20 protein-coding genes are annotated in these 19,601 nt (G+C 70.5%); 7 read left to right on the top strand and 13 right to left on the bottom strand.

Annotated elements, in window-relative coordinates:
- From AXK60_RS16085 to hrcA, 5 genes are all read right to left on the bottom strand, one after another.
- Window positions 1-1,050 carry a PhoH family protein gene (locus AXK60_RS16085; protein ID WP_068572878.1) on the bottom strand — a complete coding sequence of 350 codons (1,050 nt, stop codon included), beginning with the start codon at window positions 1,048-1,050 and terminating at the stop codon, window positions 1-3.
- 108 nt (window positions 1,051-1,158) lie between these two features.
- Window positions 1,159-1,884, bottom strand: coding sequence for an alpha/beta hydrolase family protein (locus AXK60_RS16080; protein WP_175400043.1), 726 nt, complete (start codon window positions 1,882-1,884; stop codon window positions 1,159-1,161).
- Window positions 1,885-1,940: 56 nt separating this feature from the next.
- Complete coding sequence (locus tag AXK60_RS16075) at window positions 1,941-2,729, bottom strand: 16S rRNA (uracil(1498)-N(3))-methyltransferase (protein WP_068572508.1); 789 nt, start codon at window positions 2,727-2,729, stop codon at window positions 1,941-1,943.
- Window positions 2,730-2,735: 6 nt separating this feature from the next.
- A complete protein-coding gene (gene dnaJ / locus AXK60_RS16070; RefSeq protein ID WP_068572506.1) occupies window positions 2,736-3,902 on the bottom strand; it encodes a molecular chaperone DnaJ in 1,167 nt (388 codons plus the stop codon).
- A 125-nt stretch (window positions 3,903-4,027) separates the two neighbouring features.
- Complete coding sequence (gene hrcA / locus AXK60_RS16065) at window positions 4,028-5,062, bottom strand: heat-inducible transcriptional repressor HrcA (RefSeq protein WP_068572504.1); 1,035 nt, start codon at window positions 5,060-5,062, stop codon at window positions 4,028-4,030.
- A gap of 60 nt (window positions 5,063-5,122) precedes the next feature.
- Here hrcA and AXK60_RS16060 point away from each other — a divergent pair, with 60 nt between their 5' ends.
- From AXK60_RS16060 to AXK60_RS16050, 3 genes are all read left to right on the top strand, one after another.
- Window positions 5,123-5,476, top strand: a complete 354-nt coding sequence (locus tag AXK60_RS16060; protein ID WP_068572501.1) for a type II toxin-antitoxin system VapB family antitoxin — start codon at window positions 5,123-5,125, stop codon at window positions 5,474-5,476.
- A gap of 11 nt (window positions 5,477-5,487) precedes the next feature.
- On the top strand, window positions 5,488-6,117 hold the full coding sequence (locus AXK60_RS16055; RefSeq protein WP_068572499.1) for an SIMPL domain-containing protein: 630 nt from the start codon (window positions 5,488-5,490) through the stop codon (window positions 6,115-6,117).
- A gap of 67 nt (window positions 6,118-6,184) precedes the next feature.
- Window positions 6,185-6,925 (top strand): SIMPL domain-containing protein, encoded by a 741-nt coding sequence (locus tag AXK60_RS16050; RefSeq protein ID WP_068572497.1) that lies wholly within the window; start codon window positions 6,185-6,187, stop codon window positions 6,923-6,925.
- 27 nt (window positions 6,926-6,952) lie between these two features.
- Here the strand turns inward: AXK60_RS16050 and hemW are convergent, their stop codons facing one another.
- Window positions 6,953-8,134 carry a radical SAM family heme chaperone HemW gene (hemW, locus tag AXK60_RS16045; RefSeq protein ID WP_068572496.1) on the bottom strand — a complete coding sequence of 394 codons (1,182 nt, stop codon included), beginning with the start codon at window positions 8,132-8,134 and terminating at the stop codon, window positions 6,953-6,955.
- A 259-nt stretch (window positions 8,135-8,393) separates the two neighbouring features.
- Between hemW and AXK60_RS16040 the strand changes: the two genes are divergently transcribed.
- From AXK60_RS16040 to AXK60_RS16025, 4 genes are read left to right on the top strand one after another with little or no spacing between them, the layout of a single operon-like run.
- Window positions 8,394-10,115, top strand: coding sequence for a nitrite/sulfite reductase (locus tag AXK60_RS16040; protein WP_068572494.1), 1,722 nt, complete (start codon window positions 8,394-8,396; stop codon window positions 10,113-10,115).
- The gene (locus tag AXK60_RS16035; protein WP_068572492.1) at window positions 10,112-10,834 is read left to right on the top strand and encodes a phosphoadenylyl-sulfate reductase; all 723 of its coding nucleotides are present in this window, start codon (window positions 10,112-10,114) and stop codon (window positions 10,832-10,834) included. The genes AXK60_RS16040 and AXK60_RS16035 overlap by 4 nt, the downstream gene beginning before the upstream one ends.
- Window positions 10,831-11,757: a sulfate adenylyltransferase subunit CysD gene (gene cysD, locus AXK60_RS16030; RefSeq protein ID WP_068572490.1), complete on the top strand. Its 927-nt coding sequence runs from the start codon at window positions 10,831-10,833 to the stop codon at window positions 11,755-11,757. The genes AXK60_RS16035 and cysD overlap by 4 nt, the downstream gene beginning before the upstream one ends.
- Window positions 11,757-13,034 carry a sulfate adenylyltransferase subunit 1 gene (locus AXK60_RS16025; protein ID WP_068572488.1) on the top strand — a complete coding sequence of 426 codons (1,278 nt, stop codon included), beginning with the start codon at window positions 11,757-11,759 and terminating at the stop codon, window positions 13,032-13,034. The genes cysD and AXK60_RS16025 overlap by 1 nt, the downstream gene beginning before the upstream one ends.
- 147 nt (window positions 13,035-13,181) lie before the next feature.
- Here AXK60_RS16025 and AXK60_RS16020 read toward each other — a convergent pair whose 3' ends face one another.
- From AXK60_RS16020 to AXK60_RS15990, 7 genes are read right to left on the bottom strand one after another with little or no spacing between them, the layout of a single operon-like run.
- Window positions 13,182-13,589: a hypothetical protein gene (locus AXK60_RS16020; RefSeq protein ID WP_068572486.1), complete on the bottom strand. Its 408-nt coding sequence runs from the start codon at window positions 13,587-13,589 to the stop codon at window positions 13,182-13,184.
- A complete protein-coding gene (locus AXK60_RS16015) occupies window positions 13,589-14,836 on the bottom strand; it encodes a GNAT family N-acetyltransferase (protein WP_068572484.1) in 1,248 nt (415 codons plus the stop codon). Before AXK60_RS16015 ends, AXK60_RS16020 begins: the two co-directional genes overlap by 1 nt.
- A 33-nt stretch (window positions 14,837-14,869) precedes the next feature.
- Window positions 14,870-15,754 carry a DUF1707 SHOCT-like domain-containing protein gene (locus AXK60_RS16010; RefSeq protein WP_175400042.1) on the bottom strand — a complete coding sequence of 295 codons (885 nt, stop codon included), beginning with the start codon at window positions 15,752-15,754 and terminating at the stop codon, window positions 14,870-14,872.
- Window positions 15,755-15,805: 51 nt separating this feature from the next.
- Window positions 15,806-16,807: a sulfate/molybdate ABC transporter ATP-binding protein gene (locus AXK60_RS16005; protein ID WP_068572478.1), complete on the bottom strand. Its 1,002-nt coding sequence runs from the start codon at window positions 16,805-16,807 to the stop codon at window positions 15,806-15,808.
- The gene (gene cysW / locus AXK60_RS16000; protein ID WP_068572476.1) at window positions 16,797-17,615 is read right to left on the bottom strand and encodes a sulfate ABC transporter permease subunit CysW; all 819 of its coding nucleotides are present in this window, start codon (window positions 17,613-17,615) and stop codon (window positions 16,797-16,799) included. The genes AXK60_RS16005 and cysW overlap by 11 nt, the downstream gene beginning before the upstream one ends.
- A gap of 58 nt (window positions 17,616-17,673) precedes the next feature.
- Window positions 17,674-18,465, bottom strand: a complete 792-nt coding sequence (gene cysT / locus AXK60_RS15995) for a sulfate ABC transporter permease subunit CysT (protein ID WP_068572474.1) — start codon at window positions 18,463-18,465, stop codon at window positions 17,674-17,676.
- Window positions 18,465-19,559, bottom strand: a complete 1,095-nt coding sequence (locus AXK60_RS15990) for a sulfate ABC transporter substrate-binding protein (RefSeq protein WP_068572473.1) — start codon at window positions 19,557-19,559, stop codon at window positions 18,465-18,467. Before AXK60_RS15990 ends, cysT begins: the two co-directional genes overlap by 1 nt.
- Window positions 19,560-19,601: the final 42 nt, after the last annotated feature.

Genomic DNA, 19,601 nt, shown 5'->3' with positions numbered 1-19,601 from the left:
CTAGCGCCGCCCCGGGATCCGTCGTGCGCCGCCGATCTGCGGCCGCTTGGTCTCCGCCAGCTGCGCCTCGAACTGCGCGTAGGCGTCCACGATCTCGGCGACGAGGCGGTGTCGCACCACGTCGGCGCTGGTGAGCTCGGCGATGTGGATGTCGTCGATACCGCGCAGGATGTCGACGGCGGCCCGCATGCCGCTGGTGGCGCCACCCGGCAGGTCCACCTGGGAGGCGTCGCCGGTGACCACGATCTTGGAGCCGAAGCCGAGGCGGGTGAGGAACATCTTCATCTGCTCGGCGGTGGTGTTCTGCGCCTCGTCGAGGATGATGAAGGCGTCGTTGAGCGACCGGCCGCGCATGAAGGCCAGTGGCGCCACCTCGATGACCCCGGCCTCCATCAGCTTCGGGATCGCCTCGGGATCCATCATGTCGTGCAGCGCGTCGTACAGCGGCCGCAGGTAGGGATCGATCTTGTCGTTGAGGGTCCCCGGCAGGAAGCCCAGCCGCTCCCCCGCCTCCACGGCCGGACGGGTCAGGATGATGCGGCTGACCTGCTTGGTCTGCAGCGCCTGCACCGCCTTCGCCATCGCGAGGTAGGTCTTGCCGGTGCCGGCGGGGCCGACGCCGAAGACGATGGTGTGCTCGTCGATCGCGTCGACGTAGTTCTTCTGGTTGACCGTCTTCGGGCGCACCGTCTTGCCGCGGCGCGAGATGATGTCGAGCGTGAGCACCTCGGCGGGCGACTCACCGGAACCGTCGGTCATCATCGCGACGGAGCGGCGCACCTCCTCCGGGCTCACCGCGACGCCGCTGCGGACGGCGGCGAGCAGCTCGGCGACGACGCGCTCGGCGAGCGCCACATCGGCCGGGGTGCCCGCCAGGGTGATGACATTGCCGCGGGCGTGGACGTCAGCGGCGAGCACACCTTCCAGGGCGCGGAGATTCGCGTCCGCGGGGCCGAGGAGTCCGAAGGTCAGCTCGATGGGGATCTCGATGGTGGACCGCGCCGGGGTCACTGCCCGGGCGCGGATATCGGAACTGTTGCTCTCTGGCACGCGGTGCGTCGATCCTTCGTCGGTGAGGCGGGGCACCACCCCGTCGGGGCGGATGCCTCCAGTTTAGTCCCCCACCGGGTGCCGCCGCCTCCGAGATTCGGACAGCCGCTACTTCGCGGAGAGTTCCTCGATCGCGGCGACAGTGGCGGCGTGCCCCTTCGAGCCCGGCTCGAGGAAGTCGTCGTGCCCCTCGCGCTCGATCATGGTCAGGGTCACATCGCCCATGCCGTTCTCCTGCGCGCGCTGCAGGAACCACTCGGAGAGCTGGTAGGGCACCTGCTCGTCGAGGCGCCCGTGCAGTACGCGCACGGGGGTCGCGAAGGGCATCTGCCCGACGGGGCTGGCCTCCGCGAAGGTGCGCTTGAGCAGCCGCGGGTTCGCGTTCGGACCGAGGTCGAAGAGCAGCCGCATGGACTGGTCGCCGTCGCCGCGCTCGATCAGGTCGAGGACCCCGCCGCGGGAGATGACGCCGAGCAGGTCGTCGGGGCGCTGCGCGGCGGCCCACACCGCGAGCGTGGCGCCGGCGCTGTGCGCGGCGACGATGTGCCCGGCGCCCTTCGCGAGCTTCGCGGTGCCGTAGTCGATGGCGGCGAGCACGTCCTGGCTGAGGATCGGCCAGGTCACGCCGGGCTCACCGACACGCCGGTACTCGACGTTCCACACGGGGTAGCCGCGGTCGTTGAGGTCCTTGGCGACCTTCGCCTCCATCTTCATGGTGTAGAGGCTGCGCCAGAATCCACCGTGCACCAGGGTGATCAGCGGCTTGTCCGCATCGCCCGGGTAGAAGTGGCCGTGCTGCGAGTCCTCGCTGCCGTAGAAGATGCGACGCGCCATCGTGTCCGAGCCCTCCTGAGCCACCCCGCCGCACCGGCATCCCGCCGGTCCGGCCGTCAGTCCGGCGGCGTGCCGGACCATCTGTCGGTCATTACTCCCAGAGCACCCAGGGCGACGGCGGCCGCGGTGGAAGTCCGCAGCACCGTCGGGCCGAGGAGCGCGGGCTGCGCGCCCATCCCGACCAGGGCATCCAGTTCCTCGGGGCTGATTCCGCCCTCCGGCCCCACCACGATAACGATGGTTCCGGTTACTGAGAAGTCAACCTCGCCCAGTGGGACCGCCGAACCCTCATGTAGGACAACTACATTCGCATCCATACTGGTGAGTAGTGGAACGAGTTCTCGTGTGGTCACGAGGTCGTGGATCTCCGGAACGTACGCTCGCCGAGCCTGTTTCGCGGCCGACCGGGCCACCGCGCGCCACCGGGCGATCCCCTTCTCGGCCTTCGCCGAGCCCTTGCCGGAGCCCTTCCCACCGGCCCCTCCGCCGTCCCAGCGGGAGACGCAACGCGCGGCCTGCCACGGGATGATCGCGTCGATGCCGGCCTCGGTCGCCAACTCCACCGCGAGCTCGGAGCGCTCGGACTTGGGCAGCGCCTGCACCAGCACGACCCGCGGGGACGCGGGAGGCACCGTCCACGACTGCGAGCAGCGCACCGTCACGTCGGCCTTGCCGACAGCGGTCGTGGTGCACCGGGCGAACCCCCCGGCACCGTCGGACAGGACGAGTTCCTCGCCCACCCGGACGCGCCGCACCGCCGCGGCGTGCCGGCCCTCCTCACCGTCGAGCAGGTGCTCCTGTCCCTCGGCCGGGAGCCGGTCCGCGAGGAAGACGGTGGCCGCCACCTGCGGCTACCGTCCGGCGAAGGTGTCGCGCAGGCGCGAGAAGATGCCGCCGCCCTGGTCCTGGCCACCGCGGCGCGCCGCGTGCGGGCCCTCGCCCGGGAACAGCGCCTTGAGCTCGCGCAGCTTGTCGGTCTGCTTCTTGTCCAGTCGCGACGGGACCGCCACGTCGAAGTGGACGACGAGGTTCCCGCGGACCTGCGAGTTGACCTGCGGCATGCCGTGGCCGCGCAGGACCTTGCTGTCGCCGGTCTGGGTGCCCGGCGGCACCTCGACGGTGAGCTCGCCGTCGATCACGGTGGGCACCGTCACCTCGGCGCCCAGCGCCGCGTCGAACATCGGGACCCGCGCGGTGACGTGCAGCGTGCTGCCGTCGCGGGTGAGGAACTCGTGCTCGCGTTCGGTGACCTCGACGTACAGGTCGCCCGCGGGGCCGCCGCCGGGGCCGACCTCGCCCTGGCCGGCCAGGCGCACGCGCATGCCGTCGCCGACGCCGGCGGGGATCTTCACGGTGAGGTTGCGGCGGGTGCGGACCCGGCCGTCGCCGCTGCACTTGCTGCAGGGGTTCTCGATGATCTCGCCGACGCCCGCGCAGGTGGGGCACGGCCGCGAGGTCATGACCTGGCCTAGGAAGGAGCGCTGCACCGACTGCACCTCGCCCGCGCCACGGCAGGTGGGGCAGGTCGAGGGCTTACTGTCGCCCTCGGTGCCCGAGCCCTGGCACTTGTCGCACAGGATCGCGGTGTCGACGGTGAGCTCCCGGCTCACGCCGTTCGCGCACTCGTCGAGGTCCAGCTCCATGCGGATCAGCGCGTCGTTGCCCTCGCGCACGCGGCCCCGGGGGCCGCGACCGCCGCCGCCCATGCCGCCGCCGAAGAAGGCCTCGAAGACATCGCCCAGACCACCACCGCCGAAACCGCTGAATCCGCCGCCGCCGAAACCGCCGGCACCCGGCGAGCTGTCGAGCGGATCGCCGCCCATGTCGACGACGCGGCGCTTCTCCGGGTCGCTGAGCACCTCGTAGGCGTCGGAGACGTCGCGGAACTTCTCCTGCGCGGCGTCGTCCGGGTTCACGTCCGGGTGCAGCTCGCGGGCCAGCTTGCGGTACGCGCGCTTGATCTCCTGGTCGGAAGCCTTCGAATCGACTCCGAGGATGCGGTAGTAATCACGTGCCACAGCGGCGAATCCCTCTAACTCGTGGACGACAATCAGCGGACCTGCTCGGACCGCGCTCAACCCATGATTCCACCACGGGGCCGATTCGGACCATTCGCACAGGTCAGCCCGGCGGCCGAGCGCCGTCAGCGCTCACCGAGCACCTCGCCGACGTAGCGCGCGACCGCTGCCACGGACGCGATCGTGCCCGGATAGTCCATCCGGGTGGGACCGAGCACCCCGACGCCGCCGAACACCGCGCCGGGCGCCCCGTAACCGGTGGAGATCACCGACGCGCCGCGCAGGTTCTCGTCCTGCGTCTCCGACCCGATCGCGACCGACACCGTGCCGGGCTGCTGCCGCGCGGTGAGCAGCTTGAGCACCACGACCTGCTCCTCCAGCGTCTCGAGCACGCTGCGCAGCGAGCCGGACACCGCGTCGAAATCGGCGGCGTTGCGGGTCAGGTTGGCGGTGCCGCCGAGCACCAGCCGGTCGTCGGCGCGCTCGACCAGGGTCTCGACGAGCACCGTCGACACCCGGATCACCGCGTCGCGCAGGTCCCGGGGCGCGAGCGGCGCGAGGTCTGCCACGCCCATCGACGCGTCCGGGATGAGCTTGCCGTGCACCGCCGCACCGAACAGCTCCCGCAGGCGGGAGAGGTCGTCGTCGGACGCCGGGCCGCCCAGCTCCACGAGCCGCTGCTCGACGCGGCCCGAGTCCAGGATCACCACGAGCAGCAGCCGCGTGGGCGCCAGGGCCACGACCTCGAGGTGCCGCACCCGCGCCGAGCTGATCACCGGGTACTGGATCACCGCGACCTGCCGGGTGAGCTGCGCCAGCAACCGGACCGAGCGCTGCAGCACGTCGTCGAGGTCCACCCCCGTCTCGAGGAACTGCACGATCGCCCGGCGCTCCGCCGCCGACAGCGGCTTGATCTGCGCGATCCGGTCGACGAACTGCCGGTAGCCCTTCTCAGTCGGGATGCGCCCGGAGCTGGTGTGCTGCTGCGTGATGTAGCCCTCGGCCTCGAGGACCGCCATGTCGTTGCGGACCGTCGCGCTGGACACGCCGAGCTGGTGTCGGTCGACGAGCGCCTTCGATCCGACGGGCTCGTGCGTCTCGACGTAGTCCGCCACGATCGCCCGGAGCACCTCGAACCGCCGGTCCTCCGTGCTCGACATCGTGTGGCCCTTTCGCCTGTGAACTTCGAACGTCCAGCTTACGCGGGCTAGAGTCGACCCGTGATCTTCAAGGGCGTACTCGACGGGAAGCCGTACCCGGAGCACGGCCTCAGCGCGCGCGAGTGGTCGCAGATCCCGCCGCAGCAGGTCCGCCTGAGCGCCCTGGTGACCACGACCACCGTGCTCGCACTCGATCGGCTGCTCTCCGAGGACTCGACCTTCTACGGCGACCTGTTCCCGCACGCGGTGGCGTGGAACGGCGACCTGTATCTCGAGGACGGCCTGCACCGAGCCGTACGGTCCGCGCTGCGCGGACGCGAGGTGCTGCACTGCCGCGTGTACTCGCTGCCGCCCGGCACCCCCGCGCGTCCGGCATCCTCGGGGAGGCACGGCAAGCACGCGCGCCAGGACTGAGAGGTAAGCCCATGACCCGCACCATCCGCCAGACCGGCACCGGATCCGCCGCCGCGATCCCCGACGTCGTGATCGCCCGGATCGGGGTCGAGCACCGCGCGAAGGACGTCGTCGCCGCGTTCTCCGGCGCCGGCGATGCGGCACGGGCCGTCGTCGCGGCCGTCCGCGCCGCCGGGGTCGCCGACGGTGACGTCGCCACCTCCGACGTCGGCCTGCAGACCGTGGAGACGGGGCCCTGGGAGGACCGCAGGCTCGAGGGCTACTCGGCGTCCGAGTCGCTCGTGGTGACCGTCCGGGACGTGGCCAACGCCGCGTGGGTGCTGCAGGCGGCCGCAGCCGCGGCGCGCGACGCCACCCGGATCGACTCCGTCACCTTCGCGCTGTCCGACGGTGCCGCCCCGGCGGCCGCGGCCCGCGACGCCGCGTTCGCCGACGCGCGGGCCAAGGCCGAGCAGTACGCCCGCCTGTCCGGCGACGCGCTGGGAGCCGTGCTCAGCATCGCCGACGACCCGTCGTCCGCTCCGCGGCCGCAGGTGATGTTCGCGGCCAGGGCCGCCGCGGCGCCCGGGTCGGGTCCCGCGATGGAGGCCGGCGAGCGCGTCGTGACCGCACAGGTCGTCGTCGAATGGGAGTTGGTCTAACCGGCAGGAACGTTGCCGTAACGACCGATCCGCTGCGGCGACGCTCCGCCCCTGCCACGCTGACACCATGACGAATCGGACATTCAGCACGGCACGGAACTGGCGCGTCACCGGCATCGCGCTCCTGGTGGCGGTCGCGACGGCGGGCTCGGTGTCCGCCTGCGGCTCGTCCAGCACCTCCAACGACTCCCCGCGGGAGATCACCGCGGTCGGCACCGGCGAGGCCTCGGGGAAGCCCGACGTCCTCACCGTGCAGTTGGCGGTGCAGCACCAGGCCGGGGACGTGACGACCGCGCTCAACGACGCCTCCGCGAGCGCGCAGAAGGTGATCGACGCGGCCGCCGCGAACGGCGTGGACAAGAAGGACGTCCAGACCGCGAACGTGCGGGTGAATCCGCGCTACGGCACCGACCGGCAGATCACGTCCTACGAGGCCACGCAGTCACTCACCGTCAAGGTCCGCAAGCTGGACACCGCCTCGAAGCTCCTGGGCGATCTCGCGACCGCCGGCGGCGACGCCACGCGGATCAGCTCCGTCGGCTTCGACATCGAGAACGACTCGGCGCTCAAGGCGACCGCCCGCGACAAGGCCTTCGCGGAGGCCAAGAGCCGCGCTGAGCAGTACGCCAAACTCTCCGGGGGCGAGCTCGGCGAGGTCCGCACGGTGTCGGAGGGCGCATCCGCCCGCCCGACCACGACCCGGCAGTACACGCCCGACACCGCCGGCGTCGCGGCCTCCCCGGTCCCGATCGAGAGCGGCGAGCAGTCACTGACGGTGACCGTCACGGTGGTGTGGAAACTGTCCTGAGCCGTGTGATCCGGCCGGGCGCGACGCTCAGTCGAGGATGCGCCGCACGACTCCGTCGGCCAGCAGCCGCCCGGCGTCGGTGAGCACGTACGCGTCGCCCTCACGACGCAGCGCGCCCGTCGCGACCTCGACATCGGCGCGGCCGACCTCCTCCGACCTCAGTACCTCGACGGGGATCCCGGACCGCATGCGGACCCGGAGCATGACCTCCTCGACGTGCCGGTCCTCGTCGGTGAGCACCTCGTGCCCCGCGATCGGCAGCTCGCCGCGGCCGACGGCGTCGGCGTACCGGGCGGGGTGCTTGACGTTCCAGACGCGGGTGCCGCCGACGTGGCCGTGCGCGCCGGGGCCGACGCCCCACCAGTCCGCGCCCTCCCAGTACAGCTCGTTATGCCGGCACCGACCGGCGTCCGACCGGGCCCAGTTGGAGACCTCGTACCAGTCGAACCCGGCAGCTCGGAGCGCACCGTCGAGCATCTCGTAGCGGTGGGCGAGCACGTCGTCGTCGGTGTCGGGGAGCTCGCCGCGACGGATCCGGCGGGCCAGCGCCGTCCCGTCCTCGACGATGAGCGCGTACGCGGAGACGTGGTCGACGCCCGCGTCGAGCACCGCGTCCAGGGACGCCCGCAGATCGTCGTCGGACTCCCCCGGTGTGCCGTAGATGAGGTCCAGGTTGACGTGGTCGAAGCCCGCCGCGCGGGCCTCCTTCGCGGCGGCCACGGCGCGGCCCGGGGTGTGCGTGCGGTCCAGCACGCGCAGCACGTGCGGCGCCGCCGACTGCATGCCCAGCGAGACCCGGGTGAAGCCCGCCTCACGCAGCCGAGTGAAGAACTCCGGCGAGGTCGACTCGGGGTTGGACTCGGTGGTCACCTCCGCGTCGTCGGCGAAGGTGAAGTGTCGCCTTGCCGTGTCCAGCAGGGCGGCGAGCCCGTCGCCGCCCAGGAGCGACGGTGTCCCGCCCCCGACGAACACCGTCGACACCGGTACGTCGCCGACGGTGCGCCGCGCCATCGCGAGCTCCCCGTCGACGGCCTCGGCCCAGGCCTGCGGTGACGTGGACGCGCCCAACTCGCCGGCGGTGTAGGTGTTGAAGTCGCAGTAGCCGCAGCGCGTCGCACAGAACGGGACGTGTAGATACAGCCCGAACGGCGTCGCGGCACCGTCGAGCCTGCTGAGCCTGCTGAGCTCGGGGATCGAGGGCGCGGACATCCGCCCAGTCTTGCAGGTGCGCGGCTCGCATGATTTCACGCATCGCTGAGCGAAACCCGATTCCACTTCTGCGCCCATCCGGTGGCACAATGATCTCGATGGATGGACAGGGTGAGCTGCTGGCGTCGCGCCGGCACATCGATTACCTGCGGGTCTGCAGCAGCGGCTGTCGGGCCTGATTCCCGGCGCCCTCTTCCGCGTCGAGTCCCCTGAGCGCCACCAGCCCTGGCGCGCCATCCCATGAATCCCAGGAGCCTTCATGACGTCGATCACCGACGCCCCTGCCCCCTCCGCCGACGCCGCGCCCACGCGACCGGCTCGCAAGCGCCCCGCACAGCGCAAATCGGAGGGCCAGTGGAAGCTGGGCTACCGCACCCCGCTGAACGCGAACGAGCAGTCCAAGCGCGACGACAACCCGCTCAACGTGCGGCGCCGCATCCTGGACATCTACTCCAAGTCGGGGTTCGATTCGATCGACAAGGCCGACCTGCGCGGGCGATTCCGGTGGATGGGGCTGTACACGCAGCGAGCCGAGGGATTCGACGGCAGCTACAGCGGTGACAACCACGTCGACCTCATCGAGGCGCCGTACTTCATGATGCGGGTCCGCACCGACGGAGGGAACCTCACCACCAAGGGCGTGCGCACCCTCGCGTCGATCTCGCGCGACTTCGCACGCGGCACCGCCGACATCACCGACCGGCAGAACATCCAGTACCACTGGGTGGAGATCGAGTCGATCCCGGAGATCTGGCGCCGCCTCGAGGAGGCCGGTCTGGAGACCACCGAGGCCTGCGGCGACTGCCCCCGCGGCATGCTCGGCTCGCCGCTGGCCGGTCTCTCACCCGACGAGGTGCTCGACGCCTCCCCTGCGCTCGCGGAGATCAAGCGCCGCTACATCGGCAACCCCGAGTACTCGAATCTGCCCCGCAAGTTCAAGACCGCGGTCTCCGGCCTGCAGGACGTGGCGCACGAGATCAACGACGTGAGCTTCGTCGGCGTGCACCACCCCGAGCACGGCCCCGGCCTGGACCTCTGGGTCGGCGGCGGCCTGTCGACCAACCCGATGTTCGCGCAGCGGCTCGGCGTCTGGGTGCCGCTCGACGAGGTCGCGGACGTCTGGGAGGGCGTGGTCGCGATCTTCCGCGACTACGGCTACCGCCGCCTGCGGAGCAAGGCGCGGCTGAAGTTCCTGGTGAAGGACTGGGGCCCGGAGAAGTTCCGCCAGGTGCTCGAGGACGAGTACCTCGGCCGCAAGCTGATCGACGGTCCGGCCCCGATCGCGCCGAAGACCACCATCGACCACGTCGGCGTCACCAAGCAGAGCAACGGCCTCAACGCCGTCGGCTTCTCGGCCGTCTCGGGCCGGCTCTCCGCCGACGCCCTCGACGCGATCGCCGATGCGATGGAGGAGGCCGGCACCGATCGGGTCCGCGCCACCCCGTACCAGAAGATCGTGGTCGTCGACGTCCCCGACGACAAGGTCGCCGGGCTCGAGGCGGCACTGGAGAAGGTCGGCCTCACGGCCCGGCCCTCGCGGTGGCGCCGCAACCTCATCGCCTGCACCGGCCTCGAGTACTGCAAGCTCTCCTTCACGGAGACCCGCAGCCGCAGCCAGTCGCTGGTACCCGAGCTGGAGAAGCGGCTCGCCGATCTGAACCAGCTGCACGAGACGAACATCAGCATCAACGTCAACGGCTGCCCCAACAGCTGCGCGCGCGTCCAGATCGCCGACATCGGCTTCAAGGGGCAGCTGGTGGACGACCACAACGGGAATCACGTCGAGGGATTCCAGGTTCATCTTGGTGGCAGCCTCGGCGAGGACACCGGGTTCGGGCGCAAGCTCCGGGCTCACAAGGTGCTCGCGACCGAGGTCGTGGACTACGTGGAACGAGTGGTGCGGAAGTTCGCCGAGCAGCGCGAGGGCGAGGAGCGGTTCGCGCAGTGGGTGGCCCGCGCCGCGGAGGAGGACCTGCGATGACGGCACCGTCGAACCCCCTGACCGGACGCGACGCGGACGAGCTGCGCGCGCTCGCGGAGCGCGCGTCGAAGGAGCTGGAGGGCGCCGATGCGCTCACGCTCCTGCAGTGGACCCTGGACACCTTCGGCGAGGACTTCATCGTCGCGTCCAACATGCAGGACGGGGTGCTGGTGCACCTCGCGAAGCAGGTGCAGGACCGCCCCAAGGTGCTCTTCCTCGACACCGGCTACCACTTCCCCGAGACGATCGGCATGCGCGACGCGGTCGAGGCGATCTACGAGGTGGAGCTGCTCAACGTCACGCCCGAGCAGAGCGTCGGCGAGCAGGACGCCACCATCGGCAAGGACCTGTTCGCGAGCGATCCCGCGCAGTGCTGCAACCTGCGCAAGGTGGTGCCTCTGCGAGAGTCGCTCAAGGGCTACCGCGCCTGGGTCACCGGCATCCGCCGCGTCGAATCGCCCACCCGCGCGAACGCGCCGTTCATCTCCTTCGACGAGGGCTTCGGGCTGCTCAAGGTGAACCCGATCGTCGACTGGTCCGACGAGCGGATGCAGCAGTTCATCGAGGAGAACGGCATCCTGGTCAACCCGCTGGTGGACGAGGGCTACCCGTCGATCGGCTGCCAGCCCTGCACCAACAAGCCCGCCCCCGGTACCGATCCTCGCAGCGGCCGCTGGGCCGGTTCGACCAAGACAGAATGCGGATTGCACGCCTCATGACAATCACAGAGCCCACAGCCCCCGCAACGAGCGATTTCAGCACGCTCGACGCCCTCGAGTCCGAGGCCATCCACATCTTCCGCGAGGTCGCGGGCGAGTTCGAGCGCCCCGTGATCCTCTTCTCGGGCGGCAAGGATTCGACGGTGCTGCTGCACCTCGCGGTGAAGGCCTTCTGGCCGGCCCCGCTCCCCTTCGCGCTGCTGCACGTCGACACGGGCCACAACCTGCCCGAGGTGTTGGACTTCCGCGACCGGATGGTCGAGAAGTACAACCTGCGCCTGCACGTGGCCAAGGTCGAGGACTACCTCGCCGACGGCCGGCTCGAAGAGCGTGCCGACGGTATCCGCAACCCGCTGCAGACGGTGCCGCTCCTGGACGCCATCTCGGGGAACCGGTTCGACGCCGTCTTCGGCGGCGGCCGTCGCGACGAGGAGCGTGCCCGCGCCAAGGAGCGGATCTTCTCGCTGCGCAACGCCTTCGGCCAGTGGGACCCGAAGCGCCAGCGCCCCGAGCTGTGGAACCTCTACAACGGCCGGCACGCGCCGGGCGAGCACGTGCGCGTGTTCCCCATCAGCAACTTCACCGAGCTCGACATCTGGCGCTACATCGCCCGCGAGGACATCGAGCTGGCCTCGATCTACTACGCGCACGAGCGTGAGGTGTTCGATCGCGACGGCATGCTCATGACCTCCGGCGTGTGGGGCGGCGCCCGCGAGGGCGAGCAGGTCCGGACCCTCTCGGTGCGCTACCGCACCGTGGGCGACGGCTCCACCACCGGCGCCATCGAGTCGACCGCGTCGACCAACGAGCAGATCATGGCCGAGGTCGCCGCGTCGCGGCTCACCGAGCGCGGCGCCACCCGCGGCGACGACCGCGTCTCCGAGGCCGCCATGGAGGACCGTAAGAAAGAGGGCTACTTCTGATGTCGCAGGCTCCTGCACTCCTCCGCCTGGCCACCGCCGGCTCCGTCGACGACGGCAAGTCGACCCTCGTCGGGCGCCTGCTCTACGACACGAAGTCGGTGCTCGCCGACCAGATCGACGCCGTCACGCGCGCATCGGTCGACAAGGGCCTCGACACCCCGGACCTGTCGCTCCTCGTGGACGGCCTGCGCGCCGAGCGCGAACAGGGCATCACGATCGACGTGGCCTACCGCTACTTCGCGACGCCCGACCGGTCGTTCATCCTCGCCGACACCCCGGGCCACGTCCAGTACACCCGCAACACGGTGTCCGGCGCGTCCACGGCGCAGGTCGTGATCCTGCTGACCGACGCCCGCAAGGGCGTCATCGAGCAGACCCGCCGGCACGCGGCCGTGCTGTCGCTGCTCGGCGTTCCGCGCCTGGTGCTCGCGGTGAACAAGATCGACCTCGTCGAGGACCCCGCGTCGGTGTTCCAGGAGATCTCGGCGGAGTTCCGGGAGCTCACCTCCTCGCTGGGGTGGTCCGACGATGCCGTCCACGCCATCCCCGTCTCGGCTCTGCACGGCGACAACGTGGCCTCGCGCTCGGAGACGACGCCGTACTACGACGGCCCGTCGCTGATCGAGCACCTCGAGGCCGTCCCGACGGACCCGGACACGAAGCCGATCGGCTTCCGCTTCCCCGTGCAGTACGTGATCCGGCCGCGCACCCCCGAGTACCCCGATTACCGCGGCTACGCCGGTCAGGTGGCCGCGGGCACCGTCGACGTGGGTGACGAGGTCCTCGTGCTCCCCGCGGGCACGCGCAGCCGGGTCGAGCGGATCGACACCGCGGACGGCGAGCTCGCGTCCGCGCACACGGGCCGCTCCGTGACGGTGATCCTCGCCGACGACGTGGACGTGAGCCGCGGCGACGTGATCGTCTCCGCCGCCGACGCCCCCGAGCCGCGCCAGCAGTTCGAGGCCACCGTGTGCTGGCTGGCCGAGAAGCCGCTGCGCATCGGCGCGCGTCTGCTGCTCAAGCACGGCACGAAGACCACGCAGGCCATCGTGGGCGCGCTGGACGCGGTGTTCGACGAGCAGAAACTGCAGATCGTCTCCGGAGACACGTTGGAGCTCAACCAGATCGGCCGGATCACGGTGCAGACGGCCGAGCCGATCGTCGCCGACGACTACGACAAGAACCGGGAGATGGGCAGCTTCCTGCTCATCGACCCCGCCGGCGGCAACACCCTCGCCGCGGGCCTGGTCGGGGACGCCCTCGCCCACCTGGTCTAAGCAGTTCGACGGTCCGCCGGCCGCACTCCGTTCGTCGGGGTGCGGCCGGCGCCGTTCCGGGGCGATGGCTTGCGCACGAGCGGCTGTTACGTCACAGGGCATCGGTGACAGTCCCGAGACGTCACGGCTGCGCACGAGTGACACTCGTCACCGTCCCTCGGGCAACTCACCGATTCGGTACCGCTCCGTCCCGTCCACGCTCTCCCACACCGCGATTCCGTCGCGCATCAGTGCCCACAACGGACTGCCACCGCGCGTCGCGCGAGGCCAGGTCCGAGCCGGCCGAATCACCTGCGCGGAATCGAGCACGGCCACCTGGACCTGATCTGCGACCCGATGCGTCCGCTCCTCCTCATCGCCCACATGGTCGAACGCGATTCCGACCACGTGTGCGTCGGCGAGCCGCAACCACAGCCCGTCCCACGACGACCGGTCGAGGCGAGCCCACTGCGGCAGCGGATCCGTTGACGCGGGCAGGAACTCGTATCGGATCCCGCTGACATTCATGTCCCGCTCCACCCGGAGGAACGCGAGCGAGGTGCTCGGATCGCGCATCAGAAGTGCTCGACCGACCAGGGTCGACGCGGACTGAACAGCATCAGGTCGGCGCGGGCGGCGGCACCGTCGGTGAGCTCCCGCACGGACCCGACGGCGACGCGACGGGCCACCGGCTCGTCGGAGAGCCAGAGCCGCCCGAGGTCCGTCACATCGAGGGCGAGGTCCGCGGGCTCGTCGGTGGGCGCACAGGTGCCGGCTCCCCCTGCGGCGCCGGCACTCTCGATCAGGAACCGTCCGTGCGCCGGGCCGGGCCCCGCACCGTCGTACCCGGGATCGGTCACGTCGAGCACGATGCGGCCCGGGGCGGCGTAGGTGCGCGCCGCGAACAGCGCGGGCACATCGAGGGGCCGGATCCACAGCATGTCGCAGCGATTGGACACCTGGACCGTCCGCGGGTCGACGGGGACAGTGCTCACGATGTCGTCGGGAGCCCGCTGCGGCGCAAGGACCGTGCTCACCCAATCGATGCTCATCACGAACGCCCACAGCTCCCGCTCGGCGGCCACATCGATGCCCAGCAGCTCGGAGACGGTGACCGTCGAGTCGGGACGGGAGTCGGTCCACTTGTTCTCGACGGTGTAGATGAGCACGCCCGCCACGTCGCCGTCGCGACGCAGCACCAGGCGCTGCTTGTCGTCGTCCTTGCCGAGCAGGCCCGCGGACTGCCGGCCGTTGATGCCGAGCCGGGACACGCGGCCCGGGACGCTCACCCGCTCACGGATGCCGTCCGCGGCCGCCAGGTACTCGTCACCGCCGACGTAGCGGAGCTGGTCCGAGCTCCGCTCGGGGAGCTGGGCGCGGTCGACCGCGATGCGGTAGTCGACGACCTCGGTGCTCTGCCCGAACCCGTACCTGGCGTAGATCGCGTACTCCGCGGCGATGAGGGTTGCCGCGGCCGCACCGTCCACGCGAGCGGCGGTAAGAGACTCGCGCATGTGCCTGCCGAGGATCCCGCGGCGCCGATGCGTGGGCAGCACCGTGACGGCGGAGACGGCCCGAGCGGGCACCGTCGCCCCGCCGACCGCGGTGAGCCGCTGGTCGAAGGACAGGAAGGTCCCGACGGTCCGCCCGTCCGCGACGGCGACGCGGTGATCGAGCGCGTCGAGGTCGGCGAGGATCGCCTCGGTCCAGGCCTCGGCGTTCTCCATCCGCTGTTGGAAGCCGATGGAGGCGCACTCCTGGAATCCGGCGTACTGCTCCGGGGTACGCACACGCTGGAACTCGATACCGCTCGAATCGGTCATAGCGGCAACATTACCGATGCGCACAACCGGATTTCAGCAGCCCCAGCCGCACCGGTGCACACCCTTGATCGCGCCGTCCAGACCGGTGACGAGGTGCGAATCGATGCCGATGTCGTTGATCCCCATCCACACCTCGCCGCCACCGTCACCGCCGACGGTGACACGGAAGCGCTCGTTCGGCGACATCGTGGCGGTCGTCAGTCCCAGCTTCTCCGGGGCCGTCCGGATGACCGCCGCGATCTCAGCGGTGTCGAGGTGCGCGAGGTCCACGCGCAGTCCCGCGCCCGACGACACCGACAGCCCGCCGTACACCTCACGGCTGTGGAAATCGCCGCCCAGCGAGTAGGTGTACCACGCCGCTCCGACCGGCGACTCCGCCTCGGGAACCCGGACCACCGCGCTGTCCCGGTAGAAGTGCACGCCCTCGATCACGGTGGTGCCGAACCGCTTGCGCAGCGCGCTCACCACCTCGTTCATCCCCGCCTCGGTGAACATCTCCCCGCCCACGAGTCGCTCCGTCACGCCGTTGTCCGCGGCTGCGGCCGGCGGTGCGGCGGCCCCGGGTGGCGCGGCAGCTGCGGAGCGATCGCCGGAGGGCGGTACGAACCACACGATGATCCCCGCCCCGATCGCAACGATCACGGCGAGCGCCGTCAGTGCGATGCCCACTCGTCCACGTCGGGTGAGCCGGGCGTACCACGGCGCCCGGTAGCGCGCGGTCGGCACCGTCGCCGGCAGTTGGAGATCGCGCAACAGCGCGTCCAAGTCGGGCACGGTGAGCGCGGTGCGGGCGCTGCCGACCCGCGCCTCGTGCTCGTCCGGCGACAACTGACCGTCGGTGAACGCCTCATCGAGCCGCGCCATCACCCACACTCGGTCGATGTCGCGCGCCCGGAGTTCCCCATTCCGTGGCGTCATCTTCATGACCGTACATCGCACGGGCGCCGCGCCGGCATTACATCTGCGCGGCTACGCCTTCTGCACCGCGATCTCGGGGACGTGGGTGGCGCGTACGTACACCGCGTCGCCTTCCGAGAGCTCCAGCGCCGACGCATCGCCGCGGGTGATCTGGGCGTGGAAGCGCTCGCCGGTGGCGGCGTTCTTCAACTCGACGCGCACCTCGAAGCCCAGGTACACCACGCGCTCGACCTCGGCCCGCAGGACGCCCGCTTCCTCGGAGGTCTGTCCGCCCGCCCGGGCCAGCTCCGGCGTACGGCCGACCCGGATGTCGTGCGGCCGCACCAGCACCCCGTTGAGCTTGGCCACCGAGCCGAGGAAGGACATGACGAACTCGGTCTCGGGACGGTCGTAGACGTCCGCCGGAGTGCCCACCTGCTCGATCCGCCCCTTGTTGAGCACCGCGATGCGGTCGGCGATGTCGAGCGCCTCCTGCTGGTCGTGGGTCACGATCACGGTGGTCACGTGCACCTCGTCGTGCAGGCGACGGAGCCAGGACCGCAGCTCGTCGCGGACCTTCGCGTCGAGCGCGCCGAAGGGCTCGTCGAGCAGCAGCACCTGCGGATCCACCGCCAGGGCGCGGGCGAGCGCCATGCGCTGGCGCTGGCCGCCCGACAGCTGCGCCGGGTAGCGGGTCTGGAAGCCGGTGAGCCCCACCACCTCGAGGAGGTCGTCGACCTTCGCCTTGACCTCGGCCGCAGGGCGTTTGCGGATCTTCAGCCCGAAGGCGACGTTCTCCCGCACCGTCATGTGCTTGAACGCCGCGTAGTGCTGGAACACGAAGCCGATGTCCCGCTGCTGCGGCGAGGCGTGCGTGACGTCGATCCCGTTGATCTCGACGAGGCCGGAGTCCAGCCGGTCGAGGCCGGCGATCGAGCGCAGCAGCGTCGACTTGCCGGAGCCCGAGGGGCCGAGCAGCGCGGTGAGCGAGCCGTCGGGGATCTCCAGGGACACATCGTCGAGGGCCGCGAAGTCGCCGTAGCGCTTGTTGGCCCCCACCACGTTAATCGTCATCGCGGTTCCTCCTGCGGGTCGCTTCGAGCAGGGACATCACCACCAGCGCGATGAGCGCCAGCAGCATGAGCAGTGTCGCGGCGGCGTACGCCCCGAAGGTGTTGTAGTCGTCGTGGTTGCGCGAGCTCACGAGCAGGGTGAGCGTCTGCGAGATGCCGGGGAAGTTCGACGAGACCATGAGCACCGCGCCGTACTCGCCGAGGGCGCGGGCGATCGTGAGCACCACGCCGTAGGTCAGGCCCCACCGGATCGCGGGCAGCGTGATCCGCCAGAAAGTCTGCCAGGCGTTCGCGCCGAGCGTCGCCGCCGCCTGCTCCTGGTCCTGCCCGATCTCGTGCAGCACCGGTTCCACCTCACGCACCACGAAGGGCAGTGTCACGAAGGTGGTGGCCAGCACCATGCCGGGTAGGCCGAAGATGACGCGGAAGCCCAGCGATTCGATGCCGCCGAACCAGCCGCCCACGCCCCACAGCATGATCAGCGCGACGCCCACGACCACGGGCGAGACGGCGAAGGGCAGATCGACGGCGGCCTGCAGCGCCGCTTTGCCGCGGAACCTCCCGCGCGCGAGGGCCAGCGCCACGAGGACGCCGAAGATCACGTTGAGCGGCACCACGATCGCGACGATGAGCAGCGACAGCTGCAGCGCCGAGATCGCGGCCGGGGTGGTGATCCAGGCCCAGAATTCGCCGAGACCGCGCTCGAACGAGCGGTACAGGATCACGCCGATCGGCAGGACGAGCAGCACCAGCAGGTACAGCAGCGCGACGGACCGCAGGCTCAGCACCGTCTTCCTGGAGAGATTCACTCCTGCTCCTCCCTGCGTCCCTCGGGACCACCGCACGGGACCGTCTGGCATCCGGTCATCACTCGTTCTCCTCCCGCTTGGCGGTCCTACCCCCGACGAACCGCATCACCGCCAGCAGCACGAAGGCGATGGCGAGCAGTGCGACGGACACGGCGGACGCGGCCACCTGGTTGTCGACCTCGAGCTGCTGCTGGATGTACTGCGAGGCGACCTGTGTCTCGCCCGGGATGTTGCCGCCCACGAGCACCACCGAGCCGAACTCGCCGATCGCCCGGGTGAACGCCAGACCGGCGCCGGAGAGGATGGCGGGGAGCAGGGTCGGGATCACGATCTTCGCCACGATCACCCGGTTCGGCGCCCCGAGCGAGGCGGCGGCCTCCTCGACCTCGCGGTCGAGCTCGATCAACACCGGCTGCACCTGCCGCACGACGAAGGGCAGCGTCACGAAGGCCAGAGCGATGACGATCGCCGGCTGGGTCGCGTTGAGCGTCAACCCGATCGGGCTGTCCGGCCCGTACAGCGAGAGCAGCACGATCGACGCGACGATGGTCGGCAGCGCGAAGGGCAGGTCGATGAGCGCGTTGACGACGCCCTTGCCCGGGAAGTCGTCCCGCACCAGCACCCACGCGATGACGGTGCCCATCACCACGTTGATCACCGTGACGAGCAGCGCGACCCACACGGTGATGAGCAGGGTCGACACGGCGTTCTTCGCCGTCAGCGCGTCCCAGAATCCGGACCAGCCGTTGTCGAAGGCCCGCGTCGTGATGGCCGCGATGGGCAGCAACACGATGACCGAGATCCAGATCCACGCGACGCCGATGCGCAGCGGGTTGATCAAGCGTCGCATCACTTGCCCCCGGTCTTGTAGGCGGTGGCGATGGTGCCCTTGTCGCCGAACAATGCCGCGTCCACCGCGGGCCACCCGACGAGGTCCTTGCCGCCGTTCTTCGCGGCGGTCCCCCTGCCGAGCACGGCGCCCAGCTCGTCGATGGTCCACAGGCGCTGCGGCTGGGCGGAGAACAGGTGCGCCGTCTCGGCGGCGATCGTGGGGTCGCCGGCGCGGAACCCGGACGCCGGGATCGCGCGCTGCGCCTCGGGCGAGAACAGGAAGGCCACGAACCGCTTGGCCGCCTCGGGCGACTGCGCGGTGTTCACCACGGCGACCGGCAGGTCGATCCGGAAGGACTGCGGCGGGATGAAGTACTCGGGCTTCGGCTTGCCGTCCTTGACGCTCTGCCGCTGCAGCAGGACCGCCTCGCTCTCGTAGCTGAGCAGCACATCGCCCTGGCCGGACTCGAAGGCCGAGGTGGCGTCGCGGCCCGAGCCCGGGCTCACCGTCGTATGGTCCCGGATGAGTTCCTTCACGAAGGCCAGGCCCTTCGACGGGTCCTGGCCGCCGTTCGACAGCGCGGCGTACGGGGCCAGCAGGTTCCATTTCGCCGAGCCCGAGCTCGCCGGATTCGGCGTCACCACCTCGACGCCGGGCTTGAGCAGGTCCGCCCAGTCGTGGATGCCCTTCGGGTTACCGGGGCGCACGACGACGGCGACCAGCGACGTGAACGGCACGGAGCGCCGCGGGTAGGCCTTCTCCCAGTCCTTGTCGATCAGGCCGGCTTTGACGATGCGTGTGACGTCCGGCGCGACCGAGAGGTTCACGACATCGGCGGGCACGTGCCGCGCGACTTTGCGGGACTGATCGCCCGACGCGCCGTAGGACTGCGAGAAGCCGACGTCGGGGTCGGTCGTACGGAACAGCGGGATGGCCACGTCGAACGCGGGCTTGGGCGCCGCGAACGCGACGAGGTTCACCCGCTGAGTGCCGCTGGAGATGTCCACGCCGTGCGGGTCGTCGGTCGAGCCGCCCCCGCAGGCCGTGAGCAACACGGTCAGGGCGACCGCGACGATGCTCAGGGCACGGCCGCGGCGAGTGGGTCTGGTCACGTCTCGCCGTTCTGCTTGTGGACAGGTCAGGCGAGAATCCTA

Source organism: Tsukamurella pseudospumae (assembly GCF_001575195.1).
Lineage (GTDB): Bacteria > Actinomycetota > Actinomycetes > Mycobacteriales > Mycobacteriaceae > Tsukamurella > Tsukamurella pseudospumae.
The sequence above is the reverse complement of the archived record's forward strand: the minus strand, read 5'-3'. Positions and strand labels throughout refer to the sequence as shown.

Excerpts from the sequence above, each read along its gene's own strand:
- AXK60_RS16080 (WP_175400043.1), bottom strand. The coding sequence starts at position 1,884 with ATGGCGCGTCGCATCTTCTACGGCAGCGAGGACTCGCAGCACGGCCAC.
- hrcA (WP_068572504.1), bottom strand. The coding sequence starts at position 5,062 with ATGTCGAGCACGGAGGACCGGCGGTTCGAGGTGCTCCGGGCGATCGTG.
- AXK60_RS16055 (WP_068572499.1), top strand. The coding sequence starts at position 5,488 with ATGACCCGCACCATCCGCCAGACCGGCACCGGATCCGCCGCCGCGATC.
- AXK60_RS16050 (WP_068572497.1), top strand. The coding sequence starts at position 6,185 with ATGACGAATCGGACATTCAGCACGGCACGGAACTGGCGCGTCACCGGC.
- hemW (WP_068572496.1), bottom strand. The coding sequence starts at position 8,134 with ATGTCCGCGCCCTCGATCCCCGAGCTCAGCAGGCTCAGCAGGCTCGAC.
- AXK60_RS16040 (WP_068572494.1), top strand. The coding sequence starts at position 8,394 with ATGACGTCGATCACCGACGCCCCTGCCCCCTCCGCCGACGCCGCGCCC.
- AXK60_RS16035 (WP_068572492.1), top strand. The coding sequence starts at position 10,112 with ATGACGGCACCGTCGAACCCCCTGACCGGACGCGACGCGGACGAGCTG.
- cysD (WP_068572490.1), top strand. The coding sequence starts at position 10,831 with ATGACAATCACAGAGCCCACAGCCCCCGCAACGAGCGATTTCAGCACG.
- AXK60_RS16025 (WP_068572488.1), top strand. The coding sequence starts at position 11,757 with ATGTCGCAGGCTCCTGCACTCCTCCGCCTGGCCACCGCCGGCTCCGTC.
- AXK60_RS16020 (WP_068572486.1), bottom strand. The coding sequence starts at position 13,589 with ATGCGCGATCCGAGCACCTCGCTCGCGTTCCTCCGGGTGGAGCGGGAC.
- AXK60_RS16015 (WP_068572484.1), bottom strand. The coding sequence starts at position 14,836 with ATGACCGATTCGAGCGGTATCGAGTTCCAGCGTGTGCGTACCCCGGAG.
- AXK60_RS16010 (WP_175400042.1), bottom strand. The coding sequence starts at position 15,754 with ATGACGCCACGGAATGGGGAACTCCGGGCGCGCGACATCGACCGAGTG.
- AXK60_RS16005 (WP_068572478.1), bottom strand. The coding sequence starts at position 16,807 with ATGACGATTAACGTGGTGGGGGCCAACAAGCGCTACGGCGACTTCGCG.
- cysT (WP_068572474.1), bottom strand. The coding sequence starts at position 18,465 with ATGCGACGCTTGATCAACCCGCTGCGCATCGGCGTCGCGTGGATCTGG.